Genomic DNA, 15,298 nt, shown 5'->3' with positions numbered 1-15,298 from the left:
GCACGCCGCCAACGCCCCCCTTTCCGCCACAGGCCCGCGCCGACGCCATCGCGTGGACGCGGGCCTGTGCCGACACCGGCGCCTCTCCTGCACGGCCACCGCGACTGCACGCTTCACCCCCATACATTGCACTTCTTCTTCACGCGCCGCGACGACGGCAAACCCGGCGCCATGACCGGCGCCGGAGAATTGCACGCCACCCCACCGTCTCAACGCGCGCAAATCCGCAAAATCAATGCGTTATGATCCTTTTCGTGCATCGCGCGTATGCAGCGTCGTGCATATTTTCCTGCGCGCAAATCGGTGTTAGCATCGCTTCACGTTAAATTGTTTGATCTCAAACAATACATGCCAGCCGGTAACGAACGGCCGCGGCGAAGGAGGCGACATGAAGAAATTGCTGACACTGACGGTGAACGGCCGCCCGCACGAGGACGCGGTCGCTGAGAATGCACTGCTGATCGACTATCTGCGCGACGCGCTGAGCCTCACGGGCACCAAGCAGGGCTGCGACGGCGGCGAATGCGGCGCCTGCACGGTGCTGGTCGACGGCGAACCGCGGCTGGCGTGCAGCACGCTGGCGCATAGCGTCGCCGGGCGCAACATCGAGACCATCGAGGGCCTGAGCACCGCCGGCAACCTGTCGCGCCTGCAGCGCGCCTTCCACGAACACCTGGGCGCCCAGTGCGGTTTCTGCACGCCGGGCATGATCATGGCCGCCGAGGCGCTGCTGCGGCGCAATCCGCAGCCTTCGCGCGACGAAATCCGCGCGGCGCTCGCCGGCAACCTGTGTCGCTGCACCGGCTACGTGAAGATCCTCGATTCCGTCGAGGCAGCGGCGCGCTGCGGAGAAACCGCGGGGGTGGCGGCATGAACGCGCCTGAACGCACCCTGCCGCGCATCGGGCAGACCAGCGGCAAGCCGCAGGGCGTCGGCGCGCGGATGCCGCTGATCGACGGCGTCGACAAGGTCACCGGCAATGCCCGCTACACCGCCGACATCCCCGCGCAGGGGGCGCTCGTCGGGCGCCTCCTGCGCAGCCCGTGGGCGCACGCCGAGATCGTCTCCGTCGATATCGCCGCGGCACTCAAACTGCCGGGCGTGCGCGCGGTGATCACCGGCGAGGAATGCGACAAGCCCTACGGCGTGATCCCCATCGCGCAGAACGAATTTCCGCTCGCGCGCGGCCGCATCCGCTACATCGGCGAGCCCATCGCCGCGGTCGCGGCGGTCGACGAGGCGACCGCCGACGCGGCAATCGCGCTGATCCGCTTCGAGGTGTGCGAACTGCCCGCGTACTTCGAGGCCGCGGACGCGCGCAAGCCCGACGCCGTGCTGCTGCACGACAACAAGAAGGGCAACATCGAGCGCGAGGTGCATAACGAGTTCGGCGACACCGCCGCCGGCTTCGCCGCGGCCGACCTCATCCGCGAGGACGTCTTCGAGTGCGCCGAGATCCATCACGCGATGATGGAGCCCAACGCCTCAGTGGCGATGTGGGAACCGGAGCGCGGCCACTTGACCCTGTGGTCGGTAACCCAGGTGCCCTATTACGTGCATGAATCGCTCTCGCGCTGCATGAACCTCGACGCGGCCTACATCCGCGTGATCAAGCCCTTCGTCGGCGGCGGCTTCGGCCACCGCGTCGAGACGCTGAACTTCGAGATCATCTGTGCATTGCTCGCCCGCGCCGCGCGCGGCACCGTGCGCCTGCTGCAGACTCGCGAGGAGGCCTTCCTGACCCACCGCGGCCGGCCGCAGACCCATATCCGCATGAAGCTCGGCCTCACCCGAGACGGTCGCATGACCGCGTGCGAGGCCGAGGTCGTGCAGCGCGGCGGCGCCTACGGCGGCTACGGTCTGGTGACGATCCTGTATTCGGGTGCGCTGCTCAACGGCCTGTACGACCTGCCCGCGGTGAAGTACGACGGCTACCGCGTGTATACCAACACCCCGCCCTGCGGCGCGATGCGCGGCCACGGCACCGTCAATGTGCGCTTCGCGTTCGAGTCTCTGCTCGACACGATGGCCGCCGAGCTCGGCCTCGACGCCTTCGCGGTGCGCCGCCGCAACCTGCTCGTCGCACCCACCGAGACGATCAACGGTCTGAAGGTGATGAGCTACGGCCTGCCGGAATGCCTCGACTGGGTCGAAGAGGCGAGCGGCTGGCGCGAGCGCGTCGCGCAGCCGCGCGACGACGGCCCGATCCGCCGCGGCATCGGCATCGCCTGCTCGCACTTCGTCAGCGGCTCGGCCAAGCCCGTGCATTTCACCGGCCAGCCGCACGCGACGATCGCGCTGCGCGTGGACTTCGACGCCGCGATCACGATCCTGACCGGTGCGTCCGACATCGGCCAGGGCTCGTCGACGATCATCAGTCAGGTCGTCGCCGAAGTTCTGGGCGTCCACCAGCGCCGCCTGCGCCTCATCGCCACCGATTCCGCGCTCACGCCCAAGGACAACGGCTCGTATTCGTCGCGCGTGACCTTCATGGTCGGCAACGCCGCGGCCGATGCCGCGCGCAATCTAAAGCGCGTGCTCGTCGCAGCGGCGGCCAAGCGGCTCGGCGTGAGCGAGGGGGAAGTCGACTGGCTCGGCGAAGCGGCCGCGGTGGTCGGCGATCCCGCGCGCCAGATCGGCTTCCACGAGATCGTCGAGGAAGCGCTGGTCGACACCGGCATGCTCACCGTCAAGGGCACCTTCACCTGCCCGATCGAATTCCAGGGCGGCAAGCAGCGCGGCGGCGCAGTCGGCTCGACGATGGGCTTCTCCTATGCCGCGCAGGCGGTGCAGGTCGCGGTCGATACCGAACTCGGCACCGTCACCGTCGAGAAGGTCTGGGCGGCCATCGACTGCGGCTTCGCGATCAACCCGATGTCGGTCGAAGGCCAGGTGCAGGGCGCGGTGTGGATGGGCATGGGCCAGGCGCTGTCGGAGGAGACGGCGTACGAGAACGGCCGCCACAAGGCCGTCAGCCTGCTCGACTACCGCGTGCCGACGATGGCCGAATCGCCCGAGATCGACGTGCATATCGTCGAGAGCATGGATCCCAACGGCCCCTTCGGCGCCAAGGAAGCCAGCGAAGGCCCGCTCGCCGGGGTCATGCCGGCGATCGCCGCGGCGATCGAGGACGCCACCGGCCGCCGTATCCGCGAGCTCCCCTTCACCCCGGACCGCGTCTTCGACGCACTGAACCGCAAACCCCGCCCCGGCGCCGCAGTGCCGGCGGCCACCCAGCAAGGAGAGGCATGATGGGCGCCCTGTCCGAATTCCGTCTGATGCGTGCAGCGAGCACCGCCGACGCGGTGCGCCTGCGCGGCGAGTTTCCCGCGAGCCGCTTCATCGCCGGCGGCACCGACTTGCTGCCGAACATGCGCCGCGGGCTGGTCGGCGCCGAGGTCCTGATCGACCTCGGGGGCGTCGATGAGATCCGCGAACTGCGCAGCGACGGCGACCGGCTGCGCATCGGCGCCGGCGTCACGCTCGCGACGCTCGCGGCCGACCCGACCGTCGTTTCAGGCCTGCCCGCGCTCGCCCAGGCCGCGCTGGCCGTGGCCGGGCCGACGCACCGCAGCGCTGCAACGCTGGGCGGCAACCTGTGTCTCGACACGCGCTGCCAGTACTACAACCAGAGCCAGGACTGGCGTCGCGGCAACGACTTCTGCATGAAGCGCTCCGGCGACGTGTGCCGCGTCGCACCCAAATCCAGCCGCTGCTACGCGGCCTTCAGCGGCGACGTCGCACCCGCGCTGCTGGCGCTCGGCGCCGAAGTCGAACTCCTCGGCGCGCAGGGGCTGCGCCGCCTGCCGCTCGCGGAGTTCTACATCGATGACGGCATGAACTGGCTCGCGCTGGGCCCGGACGAGCTGCTCGTCGCGGTGACGGTGCCGCTCGTCGCGGGCCGTGCGAGTGCCTACGAAAAGATCCGCGTGCGCGGCGCGATCGACTTCCCCCTCGCGGGCGTCGCCGTGGCACTGCGCCGCGACGGCGAGCTGATCGGCGAACTGCGCGTCGCCTGCACCGGCGTATCCTCGCGCCCGGAGTTCATCGCCGGGCTCGACGAACTCGTCGGCAAGCCGCTCGACGACGCCGCACTGGCTACAATGGAACGTCACCTCAAGCGCGGCATCCAGCCGATGGAGACGACGCTCGTGAGCGTCCCGTACCGTCGCCGCGCCACGCCGCTGCTGGCGAAGCGGCTCGTGCGCCGGCTGTGGGACGAAGCCCGACAAGGAGCCTGACATGGACAGTGTCAACCTCGAAGTGCTGCGCCAGGCCGTCGCATGGAGCGAGGCCGGCGTGCCGGTCACGCTCGCCACCGTCGTGCGCACCTGGGGCTCGTCGCCGCGCCCCGAGGGCGCGCTGCTCGCGATCGCCGGCGACGGGCGGCTGGTCGGTTCCGTGTCCGGCGGCTGCATCGAGGACGACCTCCTCGACCGCCTGCGCACCGAACGCCCCGCGCGGCCCGAGCACGTCACCTACGGCATCACCGCCGAGCAGACGCGCCGCTTCGGCCTGCCCTGCGGCGGCAAGCTGGAGCTGGTGCTGGAGCCGGTCGCCGCCGGCAACCGCCTCGCCGACACGCTCGCCGCAATCGAACACGGCGAGATGGTCGCGCGCCGCCTCGACCTCGCGAGCGGCGCCGTCGACCTCCTCGGCGACGTGCCCGACAGCGCCGTCGTGTTCGACGGCCAGACCCTCGTGTCCGCCTTCGGCCCCCGCTGGCGCATGCTGATCATCGGCGCCGGCCAGCTCTCGCGCTATCTCGCCGAATTCGCGCTGGCACTCGACTACCAGGTGACGATCTGCGAGCCGCGCGAGGAATACCGCGACAGCTGGCACGTCGCCGGCGCTGCGCTCACGACCGAAATGCCCGACGACGCGGTGATGGCAATGCGCCCCGACCGCCGCACCGTGATCATCGGCGCCACCCACGACCCCAAGCTCGACGACCTCGCGCTGATCGACGCGCTCAATACCAACGCCTTCTACGTCGGCGCGATCGGCTCGCGCGCCAACAGCGAACGGCGACGCGAGCGGCTCAAGCTCTTCGACCTCACGGACGCCGACGTCGACCGCCTGCACGGCCCGGTCGGCCTGCCACTGGGCAGCCGCACCCCGCCCGAGATCGCGCTGGCGATCCTCGCCGACATCACCGCACGGCGCAACGGCGTCACCCTGGTCGCCGCCGACACGCGCCCCGCGTCGGTCGGCGACGCCTGCCCGGCGCTCTGAGCGCGCACTCGCGGACCCCGGACGCAGCCATGCGGCGCGGGCTCCCCCTTGCACGCGTCCTGCCGTATTGCCCAAAAAGCGTAACTCTCATCCGCGGGACGGTGACGTCTTGCGCGGATGAGATCAAAGTAGGCATTCGCCGGCGGCAGCGCGACCAAGGGGAGGGGCACATGGGCACGGAAATCGACGGGCGCGACGCGGCGCCATCCTTCCCCTACCTGCTTTACCGCTACCTGTGGCCCTTCCAGTACTTCCGCGACGTCACGCGCGGCGGCCGCATGGAGCGCCAGCAGAACTACCGCCACAACCGCGCGATGCGCCGCTACCTCCCCGGCTTCATCGCCAAATGGAGCTTCCTGACGGTGTTCGCGATGGCCGTCGGCGGTGCGCTGGAGCAGTTCGACCTCGCCGTGCCCGCGGCCGGCTGCTTCATCTTCGCCACCTGGACGCTGCTCGTCGCACTCGTGCTCGCCGTCGACTGGCTGTGGCTGGAGCGCTTTCCGGAACTCTACTGACTGCTACTTGTACCAGGGCAACGTGCGCCGCAGCGACACGATCTCGCCCGCGCCGGTCGCGTCGTAGCCCGGCTGCGCCTCCGCCAGACGGCGGAACGCGTCGCTGCGCAGGGCGTCGAGCACCGCACGCATGCCCGGCGACTCCAGCCCGTCCTTGAGGCACACGAGAAAATACTGTTCGTGCACCAGCGGCACGAAATCCAGGCCGAAGCGCTGCGCCGCGGCGCGCAGGCCGAAGCCGCAGTCCGCACTCCCGGCTGCAACATGCGCGGCGACCGACAGGTGCGTGTGCTCCTCGGTCGCATAGCCCGCGATCGCTGCCGGCGACATGCGCGCCCGCGCCAGCAACTCGTCGAACACCAGGCGCGTGCCCGAACCCTTCAGTCGGTTCACGAAAACGATGTCCGTCCGGGCGAGATCCGCGAGCACCGCCAGTCCGCGCGGGTTACCGGACGCGACGATCAGGCCCTGCTCGCGCCGCGCAAAACGGACGAGCTTGTGCACGCCCAGGCGCAGCTCGCGTCCGATCGCGGCATGGATCAGCGATCCGCGCCGGCACAGCCTTTCGTCATCGAGCGGCAGGTGGATGCCGGCGAGCGTGCATCCGCCCGCGTTGAGCCGCTGCAACGCCTGCGTGCTGCCGACGTACTCCACGTCCAGCAGGACCCGTGCATCGCGCAGCAAGGCGTCGCGCAGCCCGCCGAACAGCAGGTCATGGCTCGCGGCGGTCCGCAGCACATCGAGCCCGGGGTCCACCGCCAGCAGCAGCTCGCGGTCGAGCACCCCCGCGAGGCTTTCGGCCTGCGGCAGCAGGCGCGCCAGAGCGCGCTTCTCGGCCCACAGCAGCCTTTCCCCAAATTCCGACAGCCGCGCCGCGCGCCCCTGCCCGCCGGCGATCAGCGCCTGACCGAAGACCGCCTCGTGCCGCCGCAACTCGCCCCACAGGTGGCGATAGGACACCCCGAGCTGCTCCGCCGCCTTGGCGATCGAGCCCTGCAAGCGGATCGCGTCGAGCATCGCCGTCAGCGGATTGCCCAGCTGCAGGGGGCCGCCCGGCTGCGCATTCTCGCTGCCGGCGACGAAACGGTAATCGAGTGTCACGCCCATGCATCGAGCTTAACCGAAAATCGCGGCCCCCTCGCCTGCGGCCCTGCGCGCGCCCTTCCGGGCCGGCGCGCATGGACAAAAAGCAACACATGTTTCTGCCGCCGCGCTCGGCGCGCACAGCCCGATCCGCTGCGACTCCCGCGTCATGGAGATCGCCGCGCCGCGCAGCCGCGCTGCGTCACTTATGCACATCTATGCATATGTTGCCATGACATACCCGACACAGTCCGGGCGGCTCCACGCAGGTTTTGATACAACGAGCACGAACCAACACACCACGGAGACCCTTCATGGCCAGTCTGTTCCGCCCCCTGCTGCTCGCCTGCGCCTGTCTTCTGGGCATCGCCGGCGCCCACGCCGAGGACAAGTTCATCACCGTCGCGTCGACGACCTCCACCGAACAGTCCGGCCTCTTCGGCCACCTGCTGCCGCGCTTCGAGCAGCAGTCCGGCGTCCAGGTGCGCGTCGTCGCGCTGGGCACCGGCCAGGCACTCGACACCGCGCGCCGCGGCGACGCCGACGTGGTATTCGTGCATGACCGCGTCGCCGAGGAGAAATTCGTCGCCGACGGCTTCGGCGTCGAGCGCAAGGAAGTGATGTACAACGACTTCATCCTCGTCGGCCCCAAGGCCGATCCGGCCAAGGTCGCCGGCGGGCGCGACATCGTCGAGGCGCTGAAGAAGGTCGAGGCGACGAAGGCGCCCTTCGTGTCGCGCGGCGACAAGAGCGGCACCCACGCGGCCGAGCTGCGCCTGTGGAAGCTCGCGGGCATCGACCTCGAGCAGGCGAAGGGCCCGTGGTACCGCGACTCGGGCTCCGGCATGGGCCCCGCGCTCAACATGGCCGCCTCGCTCGGCGCCTACATCCTCGCCGACCGCGGCACGTGGCTGTCGTTCAAGAACCGCCAGGACCTGACGATCGCCGTCGAGGGCGACAAGCGCCTGTTCAACCAGTACGGCGTGATCCTCGTGAACCCGGCCAAGCATCCGCACGTGAAGCGCGAAATGGGCCAGCAGTTCATCGACTGGATCGTCTCGCCGGCCGGCCAGACGGCCATCGCCGACTACAAGATCGGCGGCGAACAGCTCTTCTTCCCCAACGCCGCGAAGTAAGCCCTTCGCGCGCTCGCCTAGTACCGTTCGGGCCGAGCCTGTCGAAGCCCTCCGAATTGCCCTTCGACAGGTTCAGCCCGAACGGCTGCAGGCAAACGGCAGCCGCGGCCATTTGTCGCGCCGACCGCACACCCCTTGATTCCCGTCAACGCGGGCCGCACGCTGCCGCACTATGGTTGCGGAGCTTTTTTCCCCAGCCCCCGCCATGACCTCCAATACGAAAATCGAACTCGTCTGCCCGGCAGGTAGCCTGCCGGCGCTGAAGACGGCCGTCGACCATGGAGCCGACTGCGTCTACCTCGGCTTCAAGGACGCGACCAACGCCCGCAACTTCACCGGCCTGAACTTCGACGCCAAGGCGATGACCGAGGGCGTGCGCTACGCCCACGACCGCAAGCGCAAGGTCCTCGTCGCCCTCAATACCTATCCGCAGGCCGGCAACTGGTCCGGCTGGACCGCCGCGGTGGACCGCGCCGCCGACCTCGGCATCGACGCGATCATCGTCGCCGACCCCGGCCTGATGGCCTACGCGCAGAAGAAGCATCCGCAGCTGCGCCTGCACCTGTCCGTGCAGGGCTCCGCCACCACCTACGAGGCGATCAACTTCTACGCCGAACGCTTCGGCATCCAGCGCGCGGTACTGCCGCGCGTGCTGTCGCTGCCGCAGGTCCAGCACGTCATCGCCAACACCCAGGTAGAGATCGAAGTATTCGGCTTCGGCGGCCTGTGCGTGATGGTGGAAGGCCGCTGCGCGCTGTCGGCCTACGCCACCGGCGAATCGCCCAACTGCAACGGCGCCTGTTCGCCGGGCAAGCACGTGCGCTGGGAGCAGACGCCCAAGGGCATGGAAACGCGGCTGAACGGCATCCTCATCGACCGCTTCGACGACGGCGAGCGCGCCGGCTACCCGACGCTGTGCAAGGGCCGCTTCGACGTGAACGGCGAGACCTACTACGCGATCGAGGAGCCGACCAGCCTCAACACGCTGGAACTGCTACCCGAGCTCGCCCGCGCCGGCGTGCGCGCGATCAAGATCGAAGGCCGCCAGCGCAGCCCCGCCTACGTCGCGCAGGTCACGCGCGTATGGCGCGAGGCGATCGACAAGGTCATGCGTGATGCGGACAGCTTCGCTGTGCAGCCGGCGTGGATCGCCGAGCTCGACAAGGTTTCCGAAGGCCGCAGCCATACGCTCGGCGCGTACTACCGGCCGTGGAAGTGAACACCACCATGAAAATCGCTCTGGGTCCCCTGCTCTACTACTGGTCGCGCCAGGAAACACTCGAATTCTACGCGCAGATCGCGCAAAGCCCTGCCGACATCGTGTATGTCGGCGAGACGGTGTGCTCGCGCCGCCACGAACTGCGCGCCGAAGACTGGCTCGAAGTCGCGACCATGCTCAAGGCTGCCGGCAAGGAAGCCGTGCTGTCCTCGCAGTCGCTGATCGAGTCCGAATCCGACCTCAAGGCCCTGCGCCGCATCGTCGCGCAGGACGAGTTCCGCGTCGAAGCCAACGACATGTCGGCCGTGCAGCTGCTGACCAAGGCCGGCCGCCGCGACTGGATCGCCGGCCCGACGCTCAACGTCTTCAATCCGCACACGCTGTCGATGATGGCCGAAGCGGGCGCGACGCGCTGGATGGCGCCACCCGAGATGTCGGGCGCCGTGCTCGCCGAACTGCTCGCCTCCGGCGCCCCCGCGATCGAGACCGAAGTCCTCGCGTGGGGTCGCCTGCCGCTCGCGCACTCGGCGCGCTGCTTCACCGCCCGCCACTTCAACCTGCAGAAGGACACCTGCGAGTTCAAATGCCTGGGCATGAAGGACGGCCTGGTGCTGCGCACCCGCGAAGGCGAGCCCTTCCTGACACTCAACGGCGTGCAGACGCAGTCGGCGCGGGTGCACAACCTGCTCGGCGACCTGCCCAAGCTGCGCGAGACGGCGCAGGTACTGCGTGTGAGCCCGCAAGGCGACGACACCGTGCGCGTGCTCGAACTCTTCCGCGACGCGATCGCCGGCAAGCTCTCGCCGCAGGGCGCCTTCGACCAGAGCAAGGCGCTGATGGTCGAAGCGCCGTGCAATGGCTTCTGGCACGGCCGGCCCGGCGTCGAACAGTACGTCTCCGCCTGATTTCGTTTTCCTGGAGTCACATCCGATGAGCAGCTTCCGCATCCCGGCCTTCACGCTTCCCGCGCCGCTGGCGCGCATCGCGTCGTACCTGCCGCAGCGCCCGCCGACCCTCGCGCTGACCACCGCGCTCAACCTCGCGCTCGGCCGCGTGCTGTCGCGCGAAGACCTCGAGCCGCTGACCGGCCGCCACCTGCGCATGCGCGTGCGCGACGCCGGCCTGACGCTCGACTTCACCCTCGGCCCGCGCGGCTTCGTGCCGCTGGCGAGCGGCGGCGAGCCCGACCTCACGCTGACCGCCAACGTACGCGACTACATCGCGCTGGCGCTGCGCGAGGAAGACCCCGACACGCTGTTCTTCGGCCGCCGCCTGCTGATGGAAGGCGCAACCGACCTCGGCCTGCTGGTGAAGAACACGCTCGACGCCGTCGACTGGGACGCGCTCCACGCGGAATACGCCCCCTCCAGCGTGCTGCGCCGCCTGAACCCGCTCACGCGCAACCGCTCGCAGCAATCGCTCGGCGTGCACTGAGCAGTCTGCACACACAATCCTGTGGGAGCGGCTTCAGCCGCTCCCACAAGGCTGCTTCCCGGCCGGGCTCATCCGCCCGACATCCGCGCTAGAATCGAGGCTCCTCGACTCCAGCCCCCAGTCCGCCGATGCCCCATGCGCGTGCCGTTTCATCCCTGCCGCGCCATATCGCCGTCGCCTACGGACTGCTGATCGTCTACGCCTGCCTGCATCCGCTGACCGGCTGGCGGCCGACCGGCCTGCCGCTACTGGACTTCCTCGCCGCCCCCTGGCCCAAGTACTACCGCAGCGCCGACATCGTCCTCAACGTGCTCGGCTTCCTCCCCTTCGGCTTCGTCCTCGCGCCGGCCCTGCCGCAACGACTCGGGCGCGGCGCGGGCGTCGCGATTTCGACGCTGGTCGCCGCGCTGCTGTCCTTCGCCATGGAAGTGACGCAGAACTTCCTCCCCACGCGCGTGCCGTCGAACGTCGATCTCGCCTGCAACATCACCGGCGCCCTCATCGGGGCACTGGCCGGCGCACGCTGGGGCCATCCGCTGTTCGACCAGAGCGGCTGGCTCCACCGCTGGCGCTCGGCATGCATCATTCCGGGGCACATCGGCGACTTCGGGCTGATCCTGCTGGGCCTGTGGCTGCTCGCGCAGTTCACTCCCGACCGCGTGCTCTTCGGTAGTGGCGACCTGCGCCAGCTGCTGGGCCTGCCCACGCCGCTCCGTTTCGAGCCGGAGCGTTACATCCTGCTCGAAACCGTGCAGGTCGCAGTCACGACCCTCGGCGTGGGCCTGTTCGCACGCTGCATGATGCGCAGCGCCTCGCCGTGGCCGATCGCGCTGCTCCTGCTGCTGGGCATCGGCGCCAAATCGGTCGCAACGGCATCCTTCTACCTCCCTGGCGAAGCACTGCTGTGGCTCACGCCGGGCACGCGCCAGGGCCTGCTGCTGGGCCTGCCCCTGCTCGCGGCGACGCTGCTGCTCGCGAGCGTGCTGCAGCATGCACTGGCCGGCGTCGCGCTGCTGGCAGCCACCAGCCTCACCAACCTGCTGCCCGAGAACCCGTACTTCGAGGTGGGCCACCGCATGCTCGGCCAGGGCAACTTCCTCAACTTCCACGGGCTCACCGAACTCAGCGCCAACCTGTGGCCCTTCCTCGCGCTCGCCTACCTGTCGGCGGTCGGCCTGTGGCGCGGGGAGCATCTCACGCGGCATTGAGCGGCCCGCGGCTATAATCGCTCGCATTGCGGAGCGGCCCGGCGCCGCCTTCGCCACCTCCCGGAGTCCCTGATGAGCTATTTCAAGCACCACGTGTTCTTCTGCTGCAACCAGCGAGAACCCGGCAACACCTGCTGCAATGACCACAAGGCGACGGCGATGCAGACCTACGCCAAGGACCGCATCGCCGAGCTGGGGCTCAAGGGCCGCGGCAAGATCCGCATCAATAAGGCCGGCTGCCTCGACCGCTGCGATGAGGGCCCGGTACTGGTCGTGTATCCGGACAACGTCTGGTACACCTACATCGACAAGGACGACGTCGACGAGATCATCAACGAGCATCTCGTGCACGGCCGCATCGTCGAGCGCCTGCGCCTTTCCGACAATCCATGACCCGCCCGCAGGCTCCCGAGAGCGTCCTGCTGCGCGGACGCGACGGCGCGATCGACGCGCTGATCGACACCCCCGACACGGTGCGCGGCATCGCGCTGGTGTGCCACCCGCATCCGCTTTTCGGCGGCACCAACACCAACAAGATCGTGCACACGCTCGCGCGCACGCTGCGCGAGCTGGGCTACGCGGTGGTGCGCCCGAACTTCCGCGGCGTCGGCAAGAGCGAGGGCGCGCACGACCACGGCAATGCCGAGACCGAGGACATGCTCTCGGTGATCGCGTGGATGCAGTCGCGCTGGGGCACGCTGCCGCTGGCGCTGGGCGGCTTCTCCTTCGGCGCCCACGTGCAGACGCGCGTCGCCGCGCGGCTCGCCGACGGCATGACGCCCGCCCACCGCATCGTGCTCGTCGGCACCGCCGCCGGCGACGTGAGCGGCGCGCGCAGCTACACCACCGGCCCGGTGCCGAAGGACACGCTAGTGATTCACGGCGAGGAGGACGACACCGTCCCGCTCGCCAACGTGCTTGACTGGGCCCGACCGCAGAACCTGCCCGTCGTCGTCGTGCCCGGCGCGGACCACTTCTTCCACGCCCGCCTCACCCTCATCCGCGACATCATCCTGCGCACCTGGGCGCCGCTGTGAGCGGCGCGCCAATACTCCGGAGAATGCCATGAAGCTCTTCGCCTCCCTGACCAGCCCCTACGCACGCAAGGTCCGCGTGATCCTTGCGGAAAAATCGCTGCCCTGTGAGCTGATCGTCGACTCGCCGTGGGAGGCGAACACGCGCGTGCCGAGCGTGAACCCGCTCGGCAAGGTGCCGGCGCTGGAGACCGACGCGGGCGAGATCTTCTTCGATTCGCCGGTGATCGCGGGCTACCTCGAGACGCTCGACGGCGCGCCGAAGCTGCTGCCGGCCGATCCGCTCGAGCGCGTGCGCGTGCGCCAGATCGAGGCGCTCGCCGACGGCGTGACCGACGCCGCCGTGACCGCGCTGCTGGAGTCGCGTCGCCCCGAAGGCCTGCGCAGCGAACCGGAAATCGACCGCCAGATCGACAAGGTCGACCGTGCGCTGGATGCGCTCGAAGCACGGGCAAGCGGACGCGACTGGATGTACGGCAACGCGATGAGCCTCGGCGACATCGCCGTCGCCGTCGCGCTCGGCTACCTCGACCTGCGCTTCCCGCAGCACGAATGGCGCCGCGAGCACCCCTCGCTCGCCGCACTCGCGCGACGCATGTTCGCGCGCCCGAGCTTCACCACGACGAAGCCGCCCGTCGGCTGAGCGCCTGTGATCCGCGACCTCGAGCTCGCGAGCCCGCTGGAGATCCGCGGCCTGCGCAAGCGCTACGGCGACAACGAGGTCGTCGCGGGCATCGACCTCCGCTTGCGCGCGGGCGAGTGCTTCACGCTGCTGGGCCCCAACGGCGCGGGCAAGACCACGACGCTGCGCTGCGCGCTGGGCCTCACCCGCCCCTCGAGCGGCGAGATCCTCCTCGCCGGCCTGCCTGTGCCCGAGCGCGCGCGCGAGGCGCGCATGCGCGTCGGCGTCGTGTCGCAGCAGGACAACCTCGACCCGGACTTCACCTGCGCCGAGAACCTGCTCGTCTATGGCCGCTACTTCGGCCTCGACGACGCGACGATCACCGCGCGCATCCCGGAGCTGCTCGCCTTCGCCGGCCTGGAAAGCAAGCGCGACGCACGCATCCAGTCGCTGTCGGGCGGCATGAAACGGCGCCTGACGCTCGCACGCGCGCTCGTGAACCGCCCCGATCTGCTGATCCTCGACGAGCCGACGACGGGCCTCGATCCGCAGGCCCGCCACCTGATCTGGGAGCGCCTCAAGCAGCTGATCCGCAACGGCACGACGGTGCTGCTGACGACGCACTTCATGGACGAGGCCGAGCGCCTCGCCGACCGCCTGGCGATCCTCGACGCCGGGCGCATCCTCACCGAAGGCAGCCCGCGTGACGTGATCGCAGCACAGATCGAGGCGCAAGTCGTCGAAGTGTATGGCGACTGGAACGGCGCCGCGCGCAACGGCACGAGCGGCGCGCAAGCCTGGGCCGAGACGCACGCGGGCGCATTCGCGCGCCGCTACGAGGTGAGCGGCGAGACCGCCTTTTGCTACCTTGATGATGCGGCGCCGCTGATGGCCCACCTCGCGGAACAGTCCGGCCTGCGCTACCTGCGCCGGCCGGCAAACCTCGAGGACGTGTTCCTCAAGCTCACCGGCCGCGACCTGCGCGACTGACAAGACCGCTCCGATGGCCACCAACCCGCTCCGCTCGACCTTCCGCACCCCGCGCCTGTCGCGCCGCTTCGTGCCGGTGTGGCAGCGCAACTTCCTCGTGTGGCGCAAGCTCGCGCTGCCCTCGGTGCTGGGCAACCTCGCCGACCCGATGATCTACCTCTTCGGCCTCGGCTTCGGCATCGGCATGCTGGTGCCCGAGATCGGCGGCGTGTCCTACATCAGCTTTCTCGCCGCCGGCATGGTGTGCTCGTCGACGATGAACAGCGCATCCTTCGAGGTGCTGTACTCGTCCTTCTCGCGCATGCACGTGCAGAGGACCTGGGACGCGATCATGAACGCGCCGGTGGAGCTCGACGACATCGTGTTCGCCGAGCTGGTGTGGGCGGCCTCCAAGGCGCTGCTGTCGGGCGTCGCGATCCTCGGCGTGATCGCGGTGTTCGGCCTCGTCGACAGCCGCTACGTGTTGTGGCTGCTGCCGCTGATCTTCCTCATCGGGCTGAGCTTCGGCGCGCTCGGTCTGGTGATGACGTCGGTCGCGCCGAGCTACGACTTCTTCATGTACTACTTCACCCTCTTCATCACGCCAATGACGCTGCTCTCGGGTGTGTTCTTCCCCGCCGACCAGCTCCCTGCGGCGGTGCAGTTCGCCGCCTCGCTGCTGCCGCTTGCGCATGCGGTCGAGCTCGCGCGCCCGCTGCTGCTGGGAAAACTGCCCGACGACATCCTGCTGCACCTGGCAGTGCTCATGGCCTACGGCGTCGCCGGCTTCTGGGTCGCGCTGGGACTCACGCGGCGGCGTCTGCTCGGCTGACGCGCCGGCCG

General features: G+C 69.3%; 16 protein-coding genes. 15 read left to right on the top strand and 1 reads right to left on the bottom strand.

What is annotated here, in order from left to right:
* Positions 1-388 precede the first annotated feature (388 nt).
* The 5 genes from hcrC (at position 389) to ToN1_RS14425 (ending at position 5,750) form a co-directional block, all read left to right on the top strand.
* On the top strand, positions 389-874 hold the full coding sequence (hcrC, locus tag ToN1_RS14445; protein ID WP_169207650.1) for a 4-hydroxybenzoyl-CoA reductase subunit gamma: 486 nt from the start codon (positions 389-391) through the stop codon (positions 872-874).
* Positions 871-3,252 (top strand): 4-hydroxybenzoyl-CoA reductase subunit alpha, encoded by a 2,382-nt coding sequence (gene hcrA, locus ToN1_RS14440; protein ID WP_210147819.1) that lies wholly within the window; start codon positions 871-873, stop codon positions 3,250-3,252. Before hcrC ends, hcrA begins: the two co-directional genes overlap by 4 nt.
* Positions 3,249-4,241, top strand: a complete 993-nt coding sequence (gene hcrB, locus ToN1_RS14435) for a 4-hydroxybenzoyl-CoA reductase subunit beta (RefSeq protein WP_244860786.1) — start codon at positions 3,249-3,251, stop codon at positions 4,239-4,241. Before hcrA ends, hcrB begins: the two co-directional genes overlap by 4 nt.
* Before the next feature lies 1 nt (position 4,242).
* Positions 4,243-5,235 carry an XdhC family protein gene (locus ToN1_RS14430; RefSeq protein WP_169207652.1) on the top strand — a complete coding sequence of 331 codons (993 nt, stop codon included), beginning with the start codon at positions 4,243-4,245 and terminating at the stop codon, positions 5,233-5,235.
* 170 nt (positions 5,236-5,405) lie between these two features.
* Entirely contained in the window at positions 5,406-5,750 is a 345-nt protein-coding gene (locus ToN1_RS14425; protein WP_169207653.1) for a hypothetical protein, read from the top strand.
* A gap of 3 nt (positions 5,751-5,753) precedes the next feature.
* Here the strand turns inward: ToN1_RS14425 and ToN1_RS14420 are convergent, their stop codons facing one another.
* The gene (locus ToN1_RS14420) at positions 5,754-6,857 is read right to left on the bottom strand and encodes a substrate-binding domain-containing protein (RefSeq protein WP_210147818.1); all 1,104 of its coding nucleotides are present in this window, start codon (positions 6,855-6,857) and stop codon (positions 5,754-5,756) included.
* 290 nt (positions 6,858-7,147) lie between these two features.
* Between ToN1_RS14420 and ToN1_RS14415 the strand changes: the two genes are divergently transcribed.
* The 10 genes from ToN1_RS14415 (at position 7,148) to ToN1_RS14370 (ending at position 15,287) form a co-directional block, all read left to right on the top strand.
* The gene (locus tag ToN1_RS14415; protein ID WP_169207654.1) at positions 7,148-7,969 is read left to right on the top strand and encodes an ABC transporter substrate-binding protein; all 822 of its coding nucleotides are present in this window, start codon (positions 7,148-7,150) and stop codon (positions 7,967-7,969) included.
* A 205-nt stretch (positions 7,970-8,174) separates the two neighbouring features.
* Positions 8,175-9,188, top strand: a complete 1,014-nt coding sequence (ubiU, locus tag ToN1_RS14410) for a ubiquinone anaerobic biosynthesis protein UbiU (protein WP_210147817.1) — start codon at positions 8,175-8,177, stop codon at positions 9,186-9,188.
* 8 nt (positions 9,189-9,196) lie between these two features.
* Positions 9,197-10,093, top strand: a complete 897-nt coding sequence (locus tag ToN1_RS14405; RefSeq protein ID WP_169207656.1) for a U32 family peptidase — start codon at positions 9,197-9,199, stop codon at positions 10,091-10,093.
* 25 nt (positions 10,094-10,118) lie between these two features.
* Entirely contained in the window at positions 10,119-10,622 is a 504-nt protein-coding gene (ubiT, locus tag ToN1_RS14400; protein WP_169207657.1) for a ubiquinone anaerobic biosynthesis accessory factor UbiT, read from the top strand.
* Positions 10,623-10,750: 128 nt separating this feature from the next.
* Positions 10,751-11,830 (top strand): VanZ family protein, encoded by a 1,080-nt coding sequence (locus ToN1_RS14395; protein ID WP_169207658.1) that lies wholly within the window; start codon positions 10,751-10,753, stop codon positions 11,828-11,830.
* Between the two features lie 72 nt (positions 11,831-11,902).
* On the top strand, positions 11,903-12,223 hold the full coding sequence (locus tag ToN1_RS14390) for a (2Fe-2S) ferredoxin domain-containing protein (protein WP_169207659.1): 321 nt from the start codon (positions 11,903-11,905) through the stop codon (positions 12,221-12,223).
* Positions 12,220-12,867 (top strand): alpha/beta hydrolase, encoded by a 648-nt coding sequence (locus tag ToN1_RS14385; RefSeq protein WP_169207660.1) that lies wholly within the window; start codon positions 12,220-12,222, stop codon positions 12,865-12,867. The genes ToN1_RS14390 and ToN1_RS14385 overlap by 4 nt, the downstream gene beginning before the upstream one ends.
* Positions 12,868-12,895: 28 nt before the next feature.
* Entirely contained in the window at positions 12,896-13,507 is a 612-nt protein-coding gene (locus ToN1_RS14380) for a glutathione S-transferase (protein ID WP_169207661.1), read from the top strand.
* Between the two features lie 6 nt (positions 13,508-13,513).
* A complete protein-coding gene (locus ToN1_RS14375; protein WP_210147816.1) occupies positions 13,514-14,476 on the top strand; it encodes an ATP-binding cassette domain-containing protein in 963 nt (320 codons plus the stop codon).
* Between the two features lie 13 nt (positions 14,477-14,489).
* Positions 14,490-15,287, top strand: coding sequence for an ABC transporter permease (locus ToN1_RS14370; protein ID WP_169207662.1), 798 nt, complete (start codon positions 14,490-14,492; stop codon positions 15,285-15,287).
* Positions 15,288-15,298: the final 11 nt, after the last annotated feature.

The organism is Aromatoleum petrolei, assembly GCF_017894385.1.
Classification (GTDB): Bacteria; Pseudomonadota; Gammaproteobacteria; order Burkholderiales; family Rhodocyclaceae; genus Aromatoleum; species Aromatoleum petrolei.
The sequence above is the reverse complement of the archived record's forward strand: the minus strand, read 5'-3'. Positions and strand labels throughout refer to the sequence as shown.